Annotated in this window: 20 protein-coding genes and 1 pseudogene; 6 read left to right on the forward strand and 15 right to left on the reverse strand. The window is 60.0% G+C overall.

What is annotated here, in order from left to right; genetic code table 11:
* Window positions 1–32: 32 nt before the first annotated feature.
* Genes EB809_RS21295 through EB809_RS18855 form a run of 4 tightly spaced genes read right to left on the reverse strand, consistent with a single transcriptional unit; the run spans window position 33 to window position 4,604 of the window.
* Window positions 33–1,178 carry a TniQ family protein gene (locus tag EB809_RS21295; RefSeq protein ID WP_123636396.1) on the reverse strand — a complete coding sequence of 382 codons (1,146 nt, stop codon included), beginning with the start codon at window positions 1,176–1,178 and terminating at the stop codon, window positions 33–35.
* Window positions 1,179–1,183: 5 nt separating this feature from the next.
* Window positions 1,184–2,074: a TniB family NTP-binding protein gene (locus tag EB809_RS18845; protein WP_123636397.1), complete on the reverse strand. Its 891-nt coding sequence runs from the start codon at window positions 2,072–2,074 to the stop codon at window positions 1,184–1,186.
* 2 nt (window positions 2,075–2,076) lie between these two features.
* On the reverse strand, window positions 2,077–3,960 hold the full coding sequence (locus tag EB809_RS18850) for a Mu transposase C-terminal domain-containing protein (RefSeq protein WP_123636398.1): 1,884 nt from the start codon (window positions 3,958–3,960) through the stop codon (window positions 2,077–2,079).
* A complete protein-coding gene (locus EB809_RS18855; protein WP_190294970.1) occupies window positions 3,957–4,604 on the reverse strand; it encodes a TnsA endonuclease N-terminal domain-containing protein in 648 nt (215 codons plus the stop codon). Before EB809_RS18855 ends, EB809_RS18850 begins: the two co-directional genes overlap by 4 nt.
* Before the next feature lie 81 nt (window positions 4,605–4,685).
* On the opposite strand from EB809_RS18855, the pseudogene EB809_RS21195 reads away from it, so the two are divergent.
* Together EB809_RS21195 and EB809_RS21200 are read left to right on the forward strand one after the other, a co-directional pair.
* Window positions 4,686–5,000: pseudogene (locus EB809_RS21195) on the forward strand (ATP-binding protein); the annotation flags it as partial.
* 54 nt (window positions 5,001–5,054) lie between these two features.
* Entirely contained in the window at window positions 5,055–5,357 is a 303-nt protein-coding gene (locus tag EB809_RS21200) for an Mg chelatase-like protein (protein ID WP_263317012.1), read from the forward strand.
* 4 nt (window positions 5,358–5,361) lie between these two features.
* On the opposite strand, the gene EB809_RS18865 is transcribed toward EB809_RS21200, so the two are convergent.
* Window positions 5,362–6,468 carry a histone deacetylase gene (locus EB809_RS18865; RefSeq protein WP_123636400.1) on the reverse strand — a complete coding sequence of 369 codons (1,107 nt, stop codon included), beginning with the start codon at window positions 6,466–6,468 and terminating at the stop codon, window positions 5,362–5,364.
* A gap of 176 nt (window positions 6,469–6,644) precedes the next feature.
* Here EB809_RS18865 and trmB point away from each other — a divergent pair, with 176 nt between their 5' ends.
* Window positions 6,645–7,373 carry a tRNA (guanosine(46)-N7)-methyltransferase TrmB gene (trmB, locus tag EB809_RS18870; RefSeq protein ID WP_123636401.1) on the forward strand — a complete coding sequence of 243 codons (729 nt, stop codon included), beginning with the start codon at window positions 6,645–6,647 and terminating at the stop codon, window positions 7,371–7,373.
* A gap of 15 nt (window positions 7,374–7,388) precedes the next feature.
* Here trmB and EB809_RS18875 read toward each other — a convergent pair whose 3' ends face one another.
* The 10 genes from EB809_RS18875 to EB809_RS18920 all read right to left on the reverse strand — a co-directional run bounded on the left by EB809_RS18875 (window position 7,389) and on the right by EB809_RS18920 (window position 16,559).
* Window positions 7,389–7,916 (reverse strand): hypothetical protein, encoded by a 528-nt coding sequence (locus EB809_RS18875; protein ID WP_123636402.1) that lies wholly within the window; start codon window positions 7,914–7,916, stop codon window positions 7,389–7,391.
* The gene (hemW, locus tag EB809_RS18880; protein WP_123636403.1) at window positions 7,913–9,067 is read right to left on the reverse strand and encodes a radical SAM family heme chaperone HemW; all 1,155 of its coding nucleotides are present in this window, start codon (window positions 9,065–9,067) and stop codon (window positions 7,913–7,915) included. Before hemW ends, EB809_RS18875 begins: the two co-directional genes overlap by 4 nt.
* Window positions 9,064–9,672, reverse strand: coding sequence for an RdgB/HAM1 family non-canonical purine NTP pyrophosphatase (gene rdgB / locus EB809_RS18885; RefSeq protein ID WP_123636404.1), 609 nt, complete (start codon window positions 9,670–9,672; stop codon window positions 9,064–9,066). The genes hemW and rdgB overlap by 4 nt, the downstream gene beginning before the upstream one ends.
* 6 nt (window positions 9,673–9,678) lie before the next feature.
* Window positions 9,679–10,137: a DUF4426 domain-containing protein gene (locus EB809_RS18890; protein ID WP_123636405.1), complete on the reverse strand. Its 459-nt coding sequence runs from the start codon at window positions 10,135–10,137 to the stop codon at window positions 9,679–9,681.
* Between the two features lie 26 nt (window positions 10,138–10,163).
* Window positions 10,164–10,757, reverse strand: a complete 594-nt coding sequence (gene metW, locus EB809_RS18895) for a methionine biosynthesis protein MetW (RefSeq protein WP_123636406.1) — start codon at window positions 10,755–10,757, stop codon at window positions 10,164–10,166.
* Window positions 10,754–11,902, reverse strand: a complete 1,149-nt coding sequence (metX, locus tag EB809_RS18900; RefSeq protein WP_123636407.1) for a homoserine O-succinyltransferase MetX — start codon at window positions 11,900–11,902, stop codon at window positions 10,754–10,756. Before metX ends, metW begins: the two co-directional genes overlap by 4 nt.
* Before the next feature lie 132 nt (window positions 11,903–12,034).
* Window positions 12,035–13,999, reverse strand: a complete 1,965-nt coding sequence (locus EB809_RS18905) for a dynamin family protein (protein ID WP_123636408.1) — start codon at window positions 13,997–13,999, stop codon at window positions 12,035–12,037.
* Between the two features lie 324 nt (window positions 14,000–14,323).
* Complete coding sequence (locus tag EB809_RS18910) at window positions 14,324–14,908, reverse strand: YggT family protein (protein WP_123636409.1); 585 nt, start codon at window positions 14,906–14,908, stop codon at window positions 14,324–14,326.
* Between the two features lie 62 nt (window positions 14,909–14,970).
* The gene (proC, locus tag EB809_RS18915; protein WP_123636410.1) at window positions 14,971–15,807 is read right to left on the reverse strand and encodes a pyrroline-5-carboxylate reductase; all 837 of its coding nucleotides are present in this window, start codon (window positions 15,805–15,807) and stop codon (window positions 14,971–14,973) included.
* A gap of 53 nt (window positions 15,808–15,860) precedes the next feature.
* The gene (locus tag EB809_RS18920; protein WP_123636411.1) at window positions 15,861–16,559 is read right to left on the reverse strand and encodes a YggS family pyridoxal phosphate-dependent enzyme; all 699 of its coding nucleotides are present in this window, start codon (window positions 16,557–16,559) and stop codon (window positions 15,861–15,863) included.
* A gap of 140 nt (window positions 16,560–16,699) precedes the next feature.
* Here EB809_RS18920 and EB809_RS18925 point away from each other — a divergent pair, with 140 nt between their 5' ends.
* The 3 genes from EB809_RS18925 to EB809_RS18935 all read left to right on the forward strand — a co-directional run bounded on the left by EB809_RS18925 (window position 16,700) and on the right by EB809_RS18935 (window position 20,583).
* Window positions 16,700–17,734 (forward strand): type IV pilus twitching motility protein PilT, encoded by a 1,035-nt coding sequence (locus EB809_RS18925; protein ID WP_123636412.1) that lies wholly within the window; start codon window positions 16,700–16,702, stop codon window positions 17,732–17,734.
* Between the two features lie 65 nt (window positions 17,735–17,799).
* On the forward strand, window positions 17,800–18,921 hold the full coding sequence (locus tag EB809_RS18930) for a PilT/PilU family type 4a pilus ATPase (protein ID WP_123636413.1): 1,122 nt from the start codon (window positions 17,800–17,802) through the stop codon (window positions 18,919–18,921).
* Window positions 18,922–19,224: 303 nt separating this feature from the next.
* Window positions 19,225–20,583 carry an OmpP1/FadL family transporter gene (locus tag EB809_RS18935; protein WP_123636414.1) on the forward strand — a complete coding sequence of 453 codons (1,359 nt, stop codon included), beginning with the start codon at window positions 19,225–19,227 and terminating at the stop codon, window positions 20,581–20,583.
* The last annotated feature ends 170 nt before the right edge of the window (window positions 20,584–20,753 follow it).

Genomic DNA, 20,753 nt, shown 5'->3' on the forward strand with positions numbered 1-20,753 from the left:
GGGTGTGAGTTTAAAATCTACCACATTCGCGCCTATTCAGTCTGCTCGCGGTGAAGTGTCTCCATTATGCGAGTTGCATAGCGTCTTGAGCAGCTAAGCGTCCGTTGAATATTGATTTTTGTGAAAGGTAGGTTGTGTTTTTGGAGGTACTGATGAATAGATTTCGCTTCTTCCACAGGTAATGCGGTATTGGGCCGGCTGAGGTTACATCGGATCGTTTGGGATAACCAGAAGGGCTCATTGAGTAGGTCGCCTGTAATTCTAGAATTAGTGAGCCCTGTAGTTTGACAGACCTCTACAAATCGATCCGGCCAGTTTTGAATAAGCTTCAGCGCGGCCATCAGAAGCATTGAGCGCACTTCAATTGAACTAATTTCGAATTCGCAGTGCCTATTAGGCTGGTTGGGCAACTGGTATTCCGACGCCAGTGGCTCCAGTCGTTGTCTCACAGACCTCCGTCCTAGCAATCGCACAAGCGTAATGAGCCCTTTGAAAAACAATAATGCGGAGTAAGCCGATGGAACGGGTGGGTGCCAACCCTGTCTATCGAAAGTCTGGAGGAGATCGAAGAGTATATTTTCCGTTTGTGGATCCGCTGAATGAAGCTGCCGAGGTTTCGACCATCCCATGTTGTATCCACAAGAAGCGCAGGTGCTCAGCTTATATTTTTTTATCTCGAACGACCTGCCCATTCCCAAGCGATAGTAAGTGACTGGAGCTGAACACCTTGGACAGCCTGACTCCATGAGACACCGATGCTTCTCGCAGGCAACGTAAAATGCAAGTCGCCATTTGCGCCTGAAGTAGGGATCCCGGTCTTCAGCGAGACATACAGGGCAATAGTGAATTCCGAATCGCCTCCGACGTCGATGATAGATCCCCAGTGGTATTAACCATGGGGCATTCCCGACCTCGCTCAGATGGTCGAACAAGATGCTCTCGTAATACCGTAGTGAGAGGTGCTGTAGAGTAGCCTGAGGTTGGCCGGTGTATTTTTCCAGTTGGCTCAATAGCAGTGGTTGCAGGAAGCGATCAGTATCGCGGTTCCAGATCTCGCCCTTGAATTGGATTAACTTGTTATAGAACGTGTGAAGAGGAAACTGGTTCTCAAGGGCGAGCCGTGTCATCCATGATGAGAGAATCTCATCGGGCAAAGGCTGAGGATGTATAGGCAGCATCGCATTTACAGATTTGCTGCTAACTGCGTCCGATCGCTTGGCGCGACATAACCGCAAGCATTGAGCACCTCCTCGTCAATTTGTTCTTGCTCATTTCGAATTGCGAACTTGGTGGCCGTATTGAGTAACGCAGAGAGTTCACCAATAGTCCCCTCTGACATCGCGTGAATTTTGCTGGCGAGCAGCCGTTCGTGAAGCTGGGAAGCCTGCTTCAAGGGAAGCGTCATCTCGAATGACTTCAAGAGCTTTCTAAACTGGGTGTCGAGTTGCCAGCGAGGAAGTAGTTCTGGCGTAAATCGATTTTGGATTTGAGGGTCAATGCTGACGGCCCGAAGAAGATCACCGGTGCCACATCCCACTATCGACATCTGCAACTCATTACTCAAGTACTTGATGACGTTGAGGAAGTGTTGCTGCTTCACAGAGCTTCCTGCCAAGACATTATGAAGCTCATCAATGATCAATACTTTGGTTTCGATCTTTCTTAGCAAGTCGATTACCCGAGCCCGACGAGCGGCATCAGAAGATGAGGGTACCCTTTCGAATAACGTGCTGAGTATTTCCGAGTAAATGCCGGATTCGCTCGGGGTAGGCGGAGCCTGGATATACAAAACCGGAGCCAGTATGTGTTCGCCGTATGGGTTTTCATCTGCAGGGTGTTGTTGCGCAAAATTATGGATGAGATTGGTCTTTCCGTTATTCGTAGAACCGATAACTAACATACTCGGCATGCGGGGCTGCCGAGGATGTTTGAGGAGATCCTCCAATTTTCCCAGAATTTCCTGTGCTCTTGGGTATCCAATCCAGCGAGGTTTCTCCAGCCAGGCAATGCGAGTGTTAGTATCCGCATCCGCATAGGGACGGGTAGCTGGGTGAAGGTGACTGTATTCCGCCATTATTAATACTCGCTGAGTTGAATGTCGTTGAATGCTTCGATGGGCTCGTCGTCGAATGCCTCTATCGTCGGTGTTTCTGCTGGTCGCTCTTCGATCGTGTGAATGTCTTGCCACTGGGTTCTGCGCTCTGCCATACGCCGTTTGCGTTTCTCGGAGGCGCGCTGCTTTTTGGCAAGCCGAGTCTTTTCTATCGCCTGTTGTTCAATGCGTCGCATCTCTTTGATGCCTTTGAAGATCATTTCCTCATCGACATGCTGGATGGCTCGTTCGCGTAGCAACTTCTGAGCTGCCCTTAGCTCCCAAATACTGATTGCAGGTCGGGTGCTGTTGAGATAGGGGAGAGGGCAGTAAGTCTTTGTGTCTGGATCGAAGAAATAAACCACGCTGATATCTCTGGGATCGCGGGCGAATATAAACTTTCGTTTCTTAGACGTTCCCTTAGCTTCGGCCGCGCCGACCCATTTACGGAGTACTGGGGAGAAATAGTGAATGTTATCTATAACGACGCCTTGTCTTTGGACGGTTCGCTCGAGGTATGGCGTGAAATCGAGTCGAAACTTTTCCTCGTTGTCGACTGGGGCTGGCAAGCCGATGCCCGGAGTATCAGCATTTCCATGAACAAATTCGTGGTAGAGCTTAATGGGCGGGTAATCGTTGATTCCCGCGTGCGAGCGGTGGTGGTAGCAATAGACAATGAATACCGTAAACCAAGTTTCAAGCTCATCCAGGGTCATGCATGCTTTGCCCTCGGAGTCGTAAGTAAATCGCTCCTGGACGTTCGAAAAGGTGGTTCCTGGGAGGTTTTGCGCTTCTTGCATGAAGGTCCGAAATGCACGTTCGACGTGTGGACCATAGTTTGGCTGTCCTTTGGGGCGGTGCTCCAGGGTAATGCCATGCTCCTTGCAAGCTCGACGTAGCATTTTGCCTCGGAACTCTTTGGCATTATCTACATGAATTTTATTCATTTTTCCGTAGATGGGCCACTCGGCATGGATGTCACGCTTGGCTAGCCAATGCTCCTTCGCAAGAGCGGCATGAGCGACGCACAGGCCAGCACTGGAGGCGCCAGGTGCTTCCAGTGTCATTCTGAAACCAGTGATCATTTTGGTCGCGACATCCAGTGCGATGGTGAGATAGGGGCGCCCCACTGGGAGGCGGTGTTCTTGATCGACAACGATCAGGTCGACGGGCGTGTGATCGATTTGGACGACTTCGTTTGGAAATTTGCCTCCAGGAAACTTGCCTCTCAACGGTTCTAGTTTTTCTGATGCTCGTTTGGGACTGTATCGTCGACGAAGTCGCTCCCGTTCCTCGATTCCGTATACCCGGCTATAGACTGTGCTCTTTGTCGGTGCCGGAATATCGTCTTCGTAGCAGGCAAGTTTGATTTGTCGAAACAAACCAAGGACGCTCGGTCGTTCTTGCCTGAGATAGTACTGGTCAATGCATCTGGCAATGAGCTCCTCTGTTTCGTCTGGGAGCTTCGAGGTCCCCTTGTCTGCACGAGCTGATCGTAGCAGTGAAGAAACCAAGCCTGTCTCCTCAAAGCGACGTATCCACCGGTAGATCGTGGCCGTGCTCTTACCGGCTTTCTCCGCTACTGCATCAACATCATTTTTCTCGCGACTAGTCATCTCCAACAGAGGGCGAATGACTTCGTATCGAGCAACAGCTTTGTCCCAATCCTTGTCACTAGCTAAAAGGTGATAGGAGGCTAGAGGTTTTTCGCTCGTCGGGTTTCTGGTCAGATCGGTCGTCCGCGCGACTTCTGTTTGGGAGTTCTCAACGGTTCGGATGATCGCATCAGACAGTCCCTGAAGCTCGAGTATGATCGCCGCTTGATTGCGCCAGTAGACCAATTGGCCCGGGCGAAAATGACTATTCATTGGATATCCCCGATTGGCCAGATAGGTGTCTTCATAGAAATTGGTTTGTTGAGGTCGCAACCGATCGTGCCCTCGGAAACCAAGTGCCATATTGGGGCAATCATTGCTGCTCTATTGGATGAGGTTTTACAGAGCGCACATGTGAGCAATTCTGGATCGCATTCATCCAAGTCCCAGAGTACCTCCAGAATTCTCTGCTTCAGGCCTGGTTCGATTTGTCTTGATCGGTAAGGCCATAGGAACCTGATGTTTTCCAGGTAGGGCGTTCTGATCTCATTCTCGCTGAGTACTTCAAATTCCCAGGCTTGCCGCAGGCAATAAGCCTTTGCGGCACGAAACTTTGGAAGGAGGCTTCTCCAGTCTTTTCGGAAATCGGCACGGTGCTTGATCTCAACGAGCACCGGTAGGAGATTTTCTTCGGGAAGAAAACGAATTAGACCGTCAGGGGTGTATTGCCGCCGTCGACCTGCGGTGTCGAGAAATTCTATGGTGACCGGCTGAGGAAGATAGCTTTCAACCTTTCGGTCAAATCTCAATATCTCCATAAAGTCTCTTTCCAACGTCGACTCGTACTCGCCGAAAGGCGGGAAATAGCCCGTAGTACTTCTGCTATTCGGCCGAATCGCACGGACGGGTTTGGTCACAGGCTCTGCCTCATTATCATAATTCATCAGAAAACGACCCTATAGTCGCATTTATTATCATAACTCACAGGTGGCAGCAGCCCACGTCCGGGAGAAATCTCGCTCGCCCATCGGGGCATCCTGTTCATGGACGAGCTGCCGGAATTCGACCGCAAGGTGCTGGAAGTGCTGCGCGAGCCCATGGAGTCCGGCGAAATCGTCATTTCCCGGGCGGCCCAGCAGGTCACCTATCCGGCCCGGTTCCAGGTCATCGCCGCCATGAACCCGTGCCCCTGCGGCTATCGCGGCCACCCCAGCATCGAGTGCCAGTGCTCGCCGCAACAGGTGCTGCGCTACCAGTCCCGTCTCTCCGGCCCGTTGCTGGACCGCTTCGACCTGCACGTTGAGGTGCCCGTCCAGAACGGCGAAACCCTGCTGCGCCAGGATCGGGAGGCCGTGGACAGTGCCACCGTGCGTGAACGAGTCCTGCGTGCCCGGGCGATGCAGCGCGAGCGCGGGTCGCTGAATGCGGATCTCAAGGGCGACGCCCTGGATCACTACTGCCACCCGGGCGAGGCGGGCGAGCGCCTGCTGGCCCAGGCGATGGAAAAGCTGGGGCTGTCGGCGCGGGCGCTGCACCGGATTCTGCGAGTCGCGCGAACCCTGGCGGATCTGGCCGGCGACGAGCGTCTGGCCCAATCCCATATCGTCGAAGCGCTGGGCTACCGCAAACTGGATCGTCGACAGGCCGGCGCCCAGGCCGCCACGGTATAGACGGCTAATCCAGATCCGGGGATTGGAAAGCGTCGTGATGGAAGCCGGCCGCCGCTTCAACTTCCGCAAAACCGCAAATGCCGGGTTCGGGCACCGGTCCGCCGGCGAGCACGCCCAGCACCGAATGGACGCCGCGAGGGAGCGATTCCAGGTTGTAGCCGCCTTCCAGAACCAGGGCCAGCCGACCATCGCAGTGCTTGCGGGCAATCGCCTGAATGCCTGCCGCCATGGCACCGAAGCCTTCGTAGGAGACGTTCAGGGCCAGGTCCATCCAGTGGGGGTCGAAACCGGCGGAGACCAGCACCAGGTCGGGCTGGAACCAGTCCGCGGCAGAGGCCAGGATCTCATCGATCGCTTTGAGATAGGCCGCGTCGCCCGTGCCTGCCGGAAGCGGCACGTTCACCGTGGTTCCTTCGCCCAGACCGGCGCCGACTTCCTCCAGCTGGCCGGAACCGGGATAGAACGGGGCGGCCCGATGCAGATCGAAAAACAGCACGTCCGGATCGGCCCAGAAAATCTCTTGCGTGCCGTTGCCGTGGTGCGCGTCCCAGTCGACGATCAGAACCCGCTCGCAGCCGAGTTCGGCCTGGGCGTGGGCGGCCGCTACCGCGACATTGTTGAACAGGCAGAAACCCCGCGCCCTGACCGGCTCCGCGTGATGGCCCGGCGGTCGTACCAGGGCGAAGGCGCTCTCGGAGTCTCCCGACACCACACTCTCGACCGCCGCCACGGCGGTTCCGGCGGCGACTTCCGCGGCGTCGATACTGCCGGGGGAGACCGCGGTGGTGTCCACGTCCAGCCAGGCGTTCTGGCCGCGCAACCCATACAGTTCGTTGAGGTAGGCCGTGGTGTGAACCCGGGCCAGCTGTTCGGGGGTTGCCTTGGCACCGCTGGCGAACCGGAGACCGTCAATCGGGTTGGCCTCCAGGTACTGCATAATGGCGGTGAGTCGACCGGGGTGTTCCGGGTAATGCCAGGGCACGTTGAGGCCGGCAAGAATCTGGCGAATACGCCGGTCCATGCGCGCTGGCAGAAAAGACGCCTCGGTGTCCGGTGCATGGGCCAGGACCCGGTCGTCAAAAAAAACGGTCACCTTGTGTGCGGCTGGCATGGCGTTGATCCTTTTGCTGTGCCCCCGGGAGGTTGTGTTCTCTCAGCATAGCCGCTATTCCCGCGGGGAGAGAGGAAGTGGTCCAAACCTCACAGTCCGCGTAAGCTTTGATACACTGCCTCCCTTTACAGCGTGGTGCAGAAGGCGCCGCGGATTGAATCAGACGAGAGATCTCAATGACCGACGAGAAAGACAGCCAGCCGACCGATAACCCGGATGAGCCGGTCACCACGCGCCGTGGTATCCGCAGCTTCGTGCTGCGCCAGGGGCGGATGACGGAAGGCCAGAAGAAGGCGTATGACCGGAGCTGGCCCAAATACGGCCTGACCCGGGAGGACGGGATGATCGATCCGCGCCAGGTCTTCGGCCGCCAGGCTGTCCTCAATCTGGAAATCGGCTTTGGTATGGGGCAGTCACTGGCCACCATGGCGGAAGCCGCACCGGAGCAGGATTTCATCGGCGTGGAAGTACACACCGCCGGTGTCGGCGCCTTACTGAAGGCGATCGAGGAGAAAGGCCTGGAGAACGTGCGCATCTACAACATCGACGCCAACGACGTGATCGATCTGTGCCTGCCGGATTCCTCCCTCGACCGGGTGATGCTGTTCTTCCCGGACCCCTGGCACAAGAAGCGTCACCACAAGCGTCGCCTGGTGCAGCCGGAATTTGTCCAGCGCATCCGCCACAAGCTGCGGGTGGGCGGGATCTTCCATCTGGCCACGGACTGGGAGAACTACAGCGAACACATGATGGATGTGATGAGCGAAGCGGAAGGCTTTGCCAACACCATGCCGGAAGGTGGTTTCTCCCCGCGTCCGAAAGAGCGCCCCCAGACCAAGTTTGAGCATCGTGGCCTGCAGCGCGGTCATGGCGTCTGGGATCTGCTGTTCCGGCGGACCAATTAAGCGGCCGGAACGGCGTCAGTAGCTGAGAGGATGTCGGCGGGCGGCCCGGATCACCACCAGCCCGGCGGCACCCATCAGCAGGGCGGTGAACTTGATCATCGCGAAGACAGTGGCCGACAGGCTGAGTACGTCATCCGGCTCCGCCAGGTTCGTTAGCAGGCAGATATTCTCCCCCAGGTCGCTGGCCCCGGCGGCCACGAACAGGCCTCTCACCCAGCGTCCTGCCTGGCGCTCCCGAATACCCGGCCGATCGCTCATCAGGTAGTCGGTCAACGCCATCAGCGCCAACACATAGATCACCACAAAGGGAAAATCGAGGGTCAGGGAGGCCACGGCCCAGTGGCTGCTGTCCGATCCCCAGCTGTTGAGGATGTCGAGCGTCTGCTCGGCGGTGGTCGCAAACTGCAGGCTGATGATGCCCTGCGGCGCAACGCCGGTAACCAATGGGACGTTGATGCCCACCAACAGGGCCAGCATGATCATGGCGCTGATCGTCAGCAGCTTGAGCGGGCGGGGGATCGGGGGCAGGGTGCCTTCGTTCATGGCAGGAACGGTTCCAGAATGCTGTTGAGATAACGCTGTCCCAGCGGCGTTGCCTGAAGTCGGTCAGGCACCAGCAGCCCTTTTGAGCGCAGGTCTGTGAGTATCGCAGCAATCTCTGTCAGCGGTAAACCTGTACGTTCTGTGAACAGGCTTTCGTCAACGCCGTGGCCCAGCCGCAGGGCATTCATCATGAACTCCAGTGGCAGGTCGTCCCGTTCCAGGCTTTGCTGACCGGCCGTCCGGCTGCCCAGGCGTTTCAGGTAGGCGTCCGGTTGGCGCGTCTTCCAGTAGCGACGGATCTCGCCGCTGTCACCGTCCGTCAGCTTGCCGTGGGCGCCGGCCCCAAGCGCCAGGTAATCGCCGAAACGCCAGTAGTTGAGATTGTGTCGGGCTTCGCGACCCGGGCGGCTCCAGGCGGAAATCTCATAGCTGTCGTAGCCGGCGCGGCGCAAGTGGTCGCTGCCGCTGCTGTAGATCTGCCAAAGCGTGTCGTCTTCCGGCAGGTCCGGGGGCCGGCTGTAGAATTCGGTGTTCGGCTCCAGCGTCAGCTGATACCAGGACAAGTGCGGCGGTTCGAAGGACAGGGCGGCGTCCAGGTCTGCGAGTGCCTGCTCGACGGTCTGCTCTGGCAGGCCGTGCATCAGGTCCAGGTTGAAATTGTCAAAACCGGCATCGCGAGCGGCTTGGATCGCTGCGCGAGCGGCCTGGTCGTCGTGGATGCGCCCCAGGGCTTTGAGCTGGGCGGGATCGAAGCTCTGAATGCCTAGCGACAGCCGGTTGATGCCGGCCCGACGAAACGCGTCAAAACGGCCCTGCTCGAGCGTGCCCGGGTTGGCTTCCAGCGTGATCTCGGCGTCGCTGGCAAAGTCCAGTTGCCGGGCCAGCCCATCGAACAGGCGGGCATAGAAGTCACCGGACATCAGCGACGGCGTGCCGCCGCCGATAAAGACGGTCTCGACAGGACGTCCCTGGACGCCCGGCAGATCCGCCTGCAGATCCTCCAGCAGGGCTGCCAGATAGTCGTCTTCGGGAATGGCTCCGCTCAGGGCGTGGGAATTGAAGTCGCAGTAGGGGCACTTGCGCACGCACCAGGGCATGTGGAGGTACAGGCTCAGCGGCGGCAGTTGGCCGGAAGCGGCCGGACGATTCATGGGGCTGTCCGGTCTCGCAGGCTGGCCAGCAGGCCTTCGAGGGCCTTGCCGCGATGGCTGATCCGACTTTTCTCGCTGCGTGCCAGTTCCGCGGCAGAGCAGCCGCGTTCGGGGACCCAGAACACCGGATCGTAGCCAAAGCCGCCCTCGCCGCGGGTTTCGGTCAGGATGCGACCGGCCCAGACGCCGTGGCAGATGAGGGGAGTCGGATCCTGGGCGTGACGCAGGTGCACGAGCACGCAGTGGAACTGTGCGGTGCGCTCGGCGTCCGGGATGTCGGCCATGGCTTCCAGCAGGTGCCGGACGTTATCAGCGTCAGTGGCGCTGTCGCCGGCATAGCGGGCCGAGCGCACGCCCGGCGAGCCGCTGAGTGCGTCCACCGCCAGCCCGGAATCGTCGGCCAGGGCCGGCAGCCCGGTATGGCTGGCGGCGTTGCGGGCCTTGATCAGGGCGTTTTCCACAAAGGTCACGGCCGGCTCTTCCGCCTCCGGAACGCCCAGGCTGCCCTGTGCTTCGATCTGGAAATGCAGGGGGGCGAGGAGTTCACTCAGTTCGCGGATCTTGCCGGCATTGTTGCTGGCCAGTACCAGTCGCTGTTCAGGCATGGTCTCTCAATCGTTCATCAGGGTTTGGGCCACCCGGACCGGCATGTTGCCGGGCGCGCCGGGGGCGTTGGCTTGCAGCTCAAAGGTCAGAAGCTCGCCTTCGCTGAAGGGGAACTGGGCGATGTAGTAGACGGCGTCGCCCTCGCTGATGCGGCGAAAGCCGAGGATGCGCCGCTGCTGGATGTCGTTGACCACCTGACCCTCCACCTGGCCGGAGACCGGCTCCAGCCGGCCCTGTTCGCCCAGGCGCAGGATGCTGACGTTGACGATGCCGATGGACTGGCTGCGCACGATATCGTAGCGGCTGGCGACCTCCGCCGAGAGGAAGCTGCTGGGGAAGATGCTGTAATGCACCTGGTAGTCGCCAAACTGTTCGAACTGGCCGGCACGGGCCGCGCCGCTGCCCAGCAGCAGGGCGGCACACAGGGCGAGTACCAGCTGAAGACGGGCCATGTATCGGTTCATGGTGACCTCCTCGCGGTTCATGCGGCCTAGCGGGTGATGCGGTAGATCGCGATCTGCCCGAGCATGTTGGGCCACAGCCGGTTGAACCAGCGGTAGCGGTGTTCGCTGTCCACTACGGTGCGGTTCATGATCTGGATGTTCTTACGATAGCAGAGTGCCTCGAAATCCTTGAACGTGCACAGGTGAATGTTCGGGGTGTTGTACCACTTGTAGGGCAGCGTCTCGGATTCCGGCATGCGGCCCTGGCGCATCAGATACCAGCGCAGTCGCCAGTAAGCGAAGTTGGGGAAGGTAACGATGCATTCCCGGCCCAGCCGTAGCATTTCGTCCAGCACGATGTCCGGGCGACGCACGGCCTGCAGGGCCTGGGTCATCAGCACCACGTCAAAGCTCTGGTCGTGGAAATTGCCCAGCCCCTGGACGTCCAGATCCTGTTCGATCACGCTCACACCGCGACCCATGCAGGTGGTGATGTGGTCCGGGTTGATCTCCAGGCCAAACCCGGTGGCCTGCTTTTCCCGCTGCAGGTAATCCAGCAGTGTGCCGTCACCACAGCCCAGGTCCAGGACGTGACTTTCAGGCTGGATCCATTTCTCGATGATTTCCAGGTCGGCTCTCATTGCTGCACCTCCCGGGCGACCCGGTCCATGTAGGCCGTGAAGATGTCTTCATAGCGCGGCGTCGGGATCAGGAAGGCATCGTGGCCCCAGGGCGCATCGATTTCCGCGTAGCTGACCTTGCGGCGGGCGGCGATCATGGCGTTGACCAGTTCCTCGGAGCGGGTCGGCGTGAAACGCCAGTCGGTACTGAACGACAGCACCAGGAATTCGCACCGGGCCTGGCTCATGGCCGCGGCCAGGTCGTTATCGTAGTCGTAGGCCGGGTCGAAGTAGTCCAGGGCCCGGGTCATCAACAGATAGGTGTTGGCATCGAACGTCTCGGAGAAGCGTTCGCCCTGGTAGCGCAGGTAACTCTCCACCTGGAATTCGGCGTCGTAGCCGAACTTGTAGGCCTCCTCGCGCAGTTCCCGGCCGAATTTTTCGCCCATCGAGGCGTCCGACAGGTAAGTGATGTGTCCCACCATGCGCGCCAGCATCAGGCCCCGTCGCGGCGTCGCGTTGTGTTCGGCGTAGCGGCCGTCATAGAACTCCGGATCGGAGGTGATGGCCTTGCGTGCGACTTCGTTGAAGGCGATGTTCTGGGCTGTCAGCCGCGGTGTGGACGCAATCACGACGGCATGACGCAGTCGCTCGGGATAACTGAGGCTCCACTGCAGCGCCTGCATGCCGCCGAGCGACCCGCCGACGACGGCAGCCCATTGTTTGATGCCCAGTCGATCGGCCAGTTTGGCCTGGCTGTCCACCCAGTCCTTGACGGTGACCACGGGAAAATCCGGGCCGTAGCAGTGCCCGGTGTCGGGATTGGTGGATATGGGGCCGGTGCTGCCGTGGCAGCCGCCCAGGTTGTTCAGGCTGACGACGAAGAAGCGGTTGGTATCGATGGGTTTGCCGGGACCGATGCAACTGTCCCACCAGCCGGGTTTGCGTTCTTCCAGGCTGTGGTAACCCGCCGCGTGGTGATGACCGCTCAGGGCATGACAGATGAGCACCGCGTTGGATCGGTCGGCGTTGAGGTCGCCATAGGTTTCCACCACCAGGTCGTAATGGGGCAGGGTCTGCCCGCAGGCGAGGGTCAGCGGCTCATCGAAGTGCAGGGTCTGGGGTTCCACCAGCCCCACGGAATCAGGCGGTAACGAATCTGGCATCGATACAATGGGTTCCTGGACTGTGCCGGCAGGGTGAACGAGGCATAAAGGCCGGCCAGCGAAGCAGTTTAAAGGTGGGGGGCAACGGCTGCAAGACGCCGCAGCCCGTTGCCGGCTGCGGCGTTCGTCGGATCAGGCAATGCCCGAGAGATTGACGACTTTTTGCTGGATCAGCGTGGGTGCCGGCTTGCGGATCTGACGGTGCATGTTGTCCGCCAGTTCCAGCTGACGATTCAAGTCGGCGATGCTTTCTTCGAGGCGCTTGCGCTCGTCCTTCAGCGTGCGCTCATTGCGAACCGAGTCACGTACCCGACGGATCTGGTGCTCCAGCAGCTGCTTCTGTTCCATGGAGTACTGCATGATTGGCAGTAGGGCTTCCTGGGGCCAGCGTTCCACGTCCGCGCGGACGCGGGTGTGCAGGGTGCGGGCCTCGCTGACCATCACGTTGAAGAAACGGCGGATCAGCAGGGTTTGCTCGGTGAGCATGTTCTTGGGATTACGACGGAACCGGTCGGCCTTCTTGCGCAGCTCGCGCAGGGCAATGACGTGACGGCCGGCACGCAGCGGGATCGGCTCCAGGTGTCGGGCGCGGGTGTCCTCGTTGTAGCGGCGATAGATGGACGCCACCATCTTCTCCGCCAGGTGACCTTCGGCCAGCAGATTGCTGAAATCGTTTTCCAGCAACTCGAAGAAATGGTTCATGGCCCGGCTCATGCCCGCCGTCGTCCAGCTCTTGCTGAGCAGCTTGCGAATTTTTTCGACGTGGCCTTCGAAGCGGTCTTCGGCCACCAGGTCTTTCAGCATATCGCCCTGGGACTGCATCAGGCGTCGGCTCGAGCGCAGGGTGATCAGCTTCTTGTAGTAGAAGTCGTAATCCTGTTGGGCCCGGTCGGCGAGGCGCTTGAGCGCGTCGCGATCCACGTGGGTCTCCCCGCAGGCCGACAGTTCCTCGCGCAGGGCGTCGAGACGGTGCTGCATTGCCGCCTGACTGTTCTGGAGCATGCCCAGCAGGTCGTTGATCAGGCTCTGGGTGATCAGCTCTTCCTTGTGCATCAGGATGCGGTGGATGATGAGCTTTTCCAGTTCCGGCAAAGCACTGCGCTCCAGCAGCTCCTCGTTACCCTGCACCCGGGCCAGCAGGCCCTGCTTGGCGGACACCGGGATCACATCGGCGGCGTGGATGTTCAGGTGGTCGGCGGTGTACTCCCGCACCCGGTCGATGGAGGCAGCGGTATGCTCGGGGCCTTGCAGGTCGTCCCAGAGCACGTCGATCTTGTTGAGTACAGCGAAGCGGCCGGCGCGGTGATCGGCATCTTCCGTGGTGATGTGTTCTTTCCAGACGGTCATGTCGCTGGCGGTGACGCCGGTATCGGCGCTGAGCAGGAAGATGACCGCGTGGGCGCTGGGCAGCATGCTGATGGTCAGTTCCGGCTCCGAGCCCAGGGCGTTCAGGCCCGGGGTATCGAGGATGCGCAGGCCGCGCTCGAACAGCGGGTGGCGGAAACTGATCTGCGCGTTACGCCAAGCCGGGACCAGGACGTGGCCGGGGTTGTTGCGGTCGTTCTCCAGCATGCTTTCCTGGAAGCCGAGATCGCGGGCTTCCGCCGGTGTAACGCTCTTCACCCGGGCCACTTCGGCCAGCACCTCACGCATGACCGTCGGATCGCTGGCGTCCAGGTCGTAGCGCTGCCAGCGGTCGGTCCGCTTGCGCAGCTGCTGCAGTGACAGGTCTTCACGACGGGTCTCGATCGGCAGCAGGAGCAGGTAGTCCTTGCCCTCGGTGCGGTCGTAGAACAGCTCGGTCGGGCACATGGTGGTCCGGCCGGCCTGGGACGGCAGGATGCGCTGGCCGTACTCCGAGAAAAACAGGGCGTTGATGAGTTCGGTCTTGCCGCGGGAATATTCGCCGACGAAGGCAATGGTCAGCTCGTCCTCGATCAGCAGTTCCAGTCCCCGGCGTATCCGCTGGCTGATGTCTTCGGAGAACAGGTCGTTGTCCTGCAGCCAGAGGCGGTAGCGGGAGATCTGGCGGATCAGTTCCTTCTTCCAGGTGTGGTAGGCCTCCACCTGGTGGGTCAAGCTTCCAGTTGCATGCATGGGGCTAGCCTATTTGCGCGTGTGCTGTTCTTCTCGGGTGTCCGCTCGTCAGCGAAACAGCCCCCGTTTTTTTTGCCGGACGTCGGCGCACGAATCATTCCGGATATTGTAGCTATGGTAGGCCACCGGAAAAGGTCTCTCTGTGACGTATGACCGTCTCAAGCACCTGATTCCAGTCGGGTTATCGGCGGTCTTTGAAGAAACTTTGAAAAATCAGCCAACTGGCGATGCGTTTCGCCATGTATAGATTTGCGTCATTTTGTAAAAGTGAGGCCTGCGACCGGGTGGTCGCAGGCCTGGCGTGAGGTGGGACGCTGTCGGGGATTACAGGGCGACGCCGATGTGCCCCAGGCCCACGCCTCGGGCCATGTATTCAATCACGATCGAAACCACGTTGAGGATCAGGAACACCACGATGGGCGACAGATCCAGGCCACCGACGGCGGGCATCAGGTTGCGCACCGGGCGCATGACCGGCTCGGTCAGCTGGCCGATGAGCTGAATCGCCGGATGGGGGCTGCCGGGCGCGATCCAGCTGATGATCACGATGGCCAGCACGGACCAGAAGTAGATCTTCACGATCAGGCCCAGCACCGTGACCACGGACCAGGCCACCAGCGTCAGCGGGTTGAAGGCCGGCACGCCGCCGCTCAGCGTGATCAGGATCAGGAAGAAGGTCAGCATCTGGATCAGGATCGCCAACACCAGAGCGGCACCGTCGACGCCGCCCCAGCCGGGAATCACCTTGCGCAACGGGCGCAGCGGCGGGTTGGTGGCCTTGACCACGAACTGGCTGATCGGATTGTAGAAATCCGCCCGTGCCAGCTGCAGGAGGAAACGCAGCAGGACTATGGTCAGGTAGAACGTGGAAATGATCTGTAACGTCGCAATCACAATCTGCGCCAGCATGTTGGGCTCCGTACTCGGGTTCGGCGTCAATAATGCGGTCGGTGTCCGGGTTTTTCTACCCTTTACTCATCATCTTTGGCGAGTTCGCGTGCCATTTCACCGGAACGGGTGTAGGCCGCGGTGCTGGCTTTGGTGACCAGCTCGCGCAGGCCGCCTTCTTCAAACGTCTTGATCGCCTGCTCGGTGGTGCCACCAGGGGACATGACATTGCGCTTGAGCTGGGCAGGTTCGTCGGGGCCGCGACCGGCCATTTCCGCCGCGCCGGCCATGGTCTGGATGGCCAGCTTGCGGGCTGTGGTGGCTTCCAGGCCGTTGGCCACGGCGGCCTCTTCCAGGGCTTCCAGCATCAGGAAGAAATAGGCCGGTCCACTGCCGGAAAGGGCGGTGACGGCGTGCAGCAGGTCTTCCTGCTCGACCCAGACGGCCACGCCGATGCTTTCGAAAATCGCGCTCACGGCGTCCCGTTGTTCCTGCCCCACGTCATCGGTGGCGTAGAGGCCGGCCGATCCCTTGCCCACCAGCGACGGTGTGTTGGGCATGACGCGAACCACCGGCAGTCCACCGCCCAACCAGCTGTCGAGCGTGGCGCACTCCAGGCCGGCGGCGATGGAGACCATCAGCGGCCGCGTGTTCTGTACGACCGGGGCAATGTTCTGGCAGACCTGTCGCATGACCTGCGGTTTGACGGCCAGGACAATCAGGTCCGCCTGTTGCGCGCAATGGCGATTGTCGGTGGTCACGCTCACGCCAAAGCGGTTGCGGATGCTTTGCAGGTGACTGTCGTCCGGGGCGCTGACCCAGATGTTTTCCGCTTTGAAGCCGTTCTCGATCATGCCGCCGATGATGGCGCTTGCCATGTTGCCGGCACCGATGAATGCGATCGTCTGGGGTTTGCTCACGCTGGCACTCCGTCAGTCTGATGAAAGGGTTTGGAAAAATGATAACAGGTTCGTCAGGCCTCCCGCGCCCCGAACAGCGCGGTCCCGACCCGGACCAGGGTGGCGCCTTCGGCGATGGCCGTCTCCAGATCGCCACTCATGCCCATGGACAACGTGTCGAGGCCTTTGGCTTCGGGATGCGCCTGGCGCAGTTGCGCCAGCGCGTCCGCCAGGGCCCGGAAGCTCTGCCGCAGGTCGGCTTCCGGCTGATCCGGATCGGGAATCGCCATCAGGCCCCGCAGGCACAGGTGGGGCAGGGTCAGCACCTCGGCGGCCAGGGCTGGAATGTCTGCCAGGGCCGCACCGGACTTGGTGTCCTCGTTGTCGACGTTCACCTGCAGGCAGATGTTCAGTGGCGCAAGATCAGCAGGGCGTTGGTCGCTAAGGCGGCGGGCAACCTTGAGTCGGTCGACGCTGTGAACCCAGTCAAAGTGCGCCGCAATGTCGCGGGTCTTGTTGGACTGGATGGGGCCGATGAAGTGCCATTCCAGGTCCGGCAGATCTGACAGCGACGCCATCTTCTCCAGCGCTTCTTGGAGGTAGTTCTCGCCAAACGCGATCTGGCCGGCAGCAGCCGCAACACGCAGATCTTCCGGGGGTTTGCGCTTGCTCACGGCAAGCAGTCGCACACTGTCAGCAGGCCGGTTTGCGGCCATTGTTGCTTTTTGTATGCGTCGGGTTACGACCCCCATATTGTCTGCTATGCTGCCCATTTGGAACCCTCTGGTCGAAACTGGCGTCCATTCTGGCTTGCTCCGTGCCGCGACACAAGGCGCAGACCGCCGGCCGGGAACCGGGTGTACGACCCCTGAAGAACAGACAGAACCAAGAAAGAGCCTTCCGAGGAATTCTGATGGATATTACTGAATTGCTGGCCTTTTCGGCGAAACAGGGCGCGTCCGACTTGCACCTGTCCGCCGGTCTGCCTCCCATGATCCGCGTTGACGGGGACGTGCGCCGGATCAACCTGCCCCCGATGGAGCACAAAGAAGTCCATTCGCTGATCTATGACATCATGAATGACAAGCAGCGAAAGGATTACGAAGAATTCCTCGAGACCGACTTCTCGTTTGAAGTACCCGGCGTCGCTCGTTTCCGGGTTAACGCCTTCAACCAGAATCGCGGCTCCGGTGCTGTTTTCCGGACGATCCCCTCCAAGGTACTGACCATGGAAGACCTGGGCATGGGGCAGGTGTTCAAGGACATCTCCTCCGTCCCGCGGGGCCTGGTGCTGGTGACGGGGCCGACCGGTTCCGGTAAGTCCACCACGCTGGCGGCGATGCTCGACTACATCAATGACAGCCGTTACGAGCACGTCCTCACCATCGAGGACCCCATCGAATTCGTGCACGAATCCAAGAAATGCCTGGTGAACCAGCGCGAAGTGCACCGGGACACCCTGGGCTTTAACGAAGCGCTGCGTTCGGCCCTGCGGGAAGACCCGGACATCATCCTGGTGGGTGAGCTGCGGGACCTGGAAACCATCCGTCTGGCGCTGACGGCCGCGGAAACCGGTCACCTGGTATTCGGCACGCTGCACACCACTTCCGCCGCCAAGACCATCGACCGGATCGTCGACGTATTCCCGGCGGAAGAAAAGTCCATGGTGCGTTCGATGCTCTCAGAGTCCCTGCAGGCGGTCATCTCCCAGTCCCTGATGAAGAAAGTCGGCGGTGGCCGGATCGCAGCCCACGAGATCATGATCGGGACGTCCGCGATCCGGAACCTGATTCGAGAAGACAAGGTGGCCCAGATGTACTCCGCCATCCAGACCGGTGGTTCCCTGGGTATGCAGACCCTCGACCAGTGTTTGCATCGCATGCTGCAGAAAGGTCAGATCACCCGCGAAGCGGCCCGCGCGAAAGCCAAGATGCCGGACAATTTCTGATGTGATTGATGCCGTGCCCAGCCGCGGCGTCGATAACATTCGGATCGGGAAGACACAGGTGAAACATGGAATTTGAAAAACTGCTGCGGTTGATGGTGGATAAAGGCGGTTCGGACCTTTTTATCACGGCCGGCGTGCCGCCGAGCATGAAGGTCAACGGCAAGGTGCTGCCAGTGACCAAGAACGCGTTGACGCCGGAGCAGACCCGCGAGCTGGTCTACGGCGCGATGAACGACAAGCAGCGCGCCGAGTTCGAGGAAACCCACGAGTGCAACTTCGCCATCAGCGCGCGGGGCATCGGGCGTTTCCGGGTCAGTGCTTTCTTCCAGCGTAACCTCTGCGGCATGGTGCTGCGGCGGATCGAGGTGAAGATTCCGCAGATCGACGACCTGTCCCTGCCGGACGTCATCAAGGACCTGGCGATGACCAAGCGGGGGCTGATCATCTTCGTGGGGGCGACCGGCACCGGTAAGTCCACCTCGCTGGCGGCCATGATTGGTCACCGCAACCGCAATTCCCGCGGGCACATCATTTCCATCGAGGATCCGATCGAATTCGTCCACCAGCATCAGGGCTGCATCGTCACCCAGCGCGAGGTGGGGATCGATACGGAAAGCTTCGAAGTGGCCCTGAAGAATACCTTGCGTCAGGCACCGGACGTGATCCTGATCGGGGAGGTGCGGACCAAGCAGACCATGGAGTACGCCGTCCAGTTCGCGGAAACCGGTCACCTGTGTCTGGCCACACTGCACGCCAACAACGCCAACCAGGCGCTGGACCGGATTATCCAGTTCTTCAGTCCGGAACAGCAAAACCAGATCTGGATGGACCTGTCGTTGAACCTCAAGGCCATCATTGCCCAGCAACTGATCCCGACGCCGGACGGTAAGGGGCGCCGGGCGGTCATCGAGGTGCTGATCAACTCCCCGCTGGCACAGGACCTGATCCGCAAAGGTGAGGTGCACAAGCTCAAGGAGCTGATGGCCAAATCCAACGAGTCCGGCATGCAGACCTTCGACCAGGCGCTGTATCGGCTGTATGCGGAAGGGGCGATCACCTATGAGGACGCCCTGGCACATGCCGATTCGGCCAACGATCTGCGCCTGATGATCAAGCTGGGGGCTGATGCCGCCGGTTCAGACAAGCTGTCATCCACCGTCGACAAGCTGTCGATCCAGGGCGATTAAACGATATCGGGAGGGCTGTGGTCCTCCCGATATCGTTCCTGCCGTACGCCCTGAATCAGAACATGCCGCATCCAGCGGCACTGTTATTTCACTCAAGTTGTTGTTAAAGCTAATAAATGTTCTCGCGAATGGGTCGCCTTGGCATTTGAGGCCAATCCGGCCCGATGCGTATACTCGCGGCCTCGGTGATGTGTCCGGAGTGCACCGACGCTGTGGTAATCGCCCGCCCCGCAAGGGAAGCGGTGAGTTGAGGCATGGGTCGGTCCGGCCATTTCCAAGTCCACAGGCGGAGAGATAATAATCATGCGAAACAACAATACCCTGTCACGCGCCATTCTGGCGGCAACCCTATGCGGCCCCGGAGCGGTCATGGCCGGCGGCTTTGCACTCAATGAACAAAGCGCAAGCGCGATGGGTGTGGCCAATGCCGGTACGGCGGCCAACCCTGAAAACGCCACCACGGTGTTCTTCAACCCGGCCGGTATGAGCCAGCTGTCCGGTACCACTGTGTCCTTTGGTGCGGCTGTGCTGGACATCGACGCAGAGGTCAAAGATGGCACGGCCAGCGCGACGGATAACGTCGGTAATGACGTCAGCGGTAGCGATGGCGGCGACATCGCCGACCCGGCCTACCTGCCGAACATCTTCGTGACCCACGAAATCAACGACACCGTTGATGTGGGCATCGGTCTGCACGCCCCCTATGGCCTGAAGGCGGATTATGACGACGATTTCGTAGGTCGTTACTTTGCCGACAAAACCGAGCTGACGGCCATCGCCCTGAGTCCCTCCATCGCCGTTAATAATGGCGAAGGCTTCTCCATGGGGATTGGCGTCAACATCATCTACGCCAAAGGCCGGCTGACCAAGTATCAGGATTACAGCAACTACGGCCTGCCGCAGGAAGGCTACTTCGATACCGAAGGGGACGACATCGGCGCGACGATCAGCTTCGGCCTGCTGTATGAATTGACCGACAAGACCCAGATCGGCCTGTCCGGCCAGACCGGCACCACGCTGAACCTGGAGGGTGACTCCACGCTGACCAACTTCCCGCAGGTGACTGCCAGCGGCGTTAACCTGGTCACCGCGAAGGAAGACGCCAACGTCCCGCTGGACATTCCCGAGAGCCTGACGTTTGGTATCCGCCACAAGCTGACCGATACCGTGACCCTGCTGGCCGGTGCCACCTGGGCCAAATGGAGCCGTTTCGAGGCCCTGGACATCGAAAGCCGTGAAGACGGCGGCACCATCTCCGCCGTGGGCGGACCCAAGTACGGCGATAACAGCCTGATCGGCCACGTGTCCGAGAACTGGAACGACACCTGGCAGGTCAACGTTGGTGGTATCTGGCAGGCGACGCCGGCCTGGGCCTTCAAGGCGGGCTACGCCTACGACGAATCTCCGGTGGATGACAATTACCGGACAGCACGTATTCCGTCGAACGACCGTCAGTGGCTGACCCTGGGTACCCAGTGGAACGATGCACAGAGTGGCTGGACGGTCGACGTGGCCGCCGGCGTTCTGTTGTTTGACGATGTGGACGTGAACGAGCAGGAATACACCGTCGACGACGAGCCGGTCGGCAACGGCGCCAGCTATTCCGCGACCTACGAGCTGAGCGCCTGGAGCGCCGGCGTGCAGGTCAGCAAGGCGTTCTGATCCGTCCTGCCTGACAGCAAAGCGGGCCGCCCGGCCCGCTTTCTTGTGCGCCCGGCACGGGCGCACTCCTGGAGGTGCAAGTCCTCCCGTGAGCTGGCCACAGCGAGCGAAGTGAAGCGCAACTGCGGAAGGGCGACTGACCGTGGGGAGGAAGCGTGGAGCGTAAACCG

Source organism: Marinobacter sp. R17 (assembly GCF_003789045.1).
GTDB classification, from domain to species: Bacteria; Pseudomonadota; Gammaproteobacteria; order Pseudomonadales; family Oleiphilaceae; genus Marinobacter_A; species Marinobacter_A mangrovi.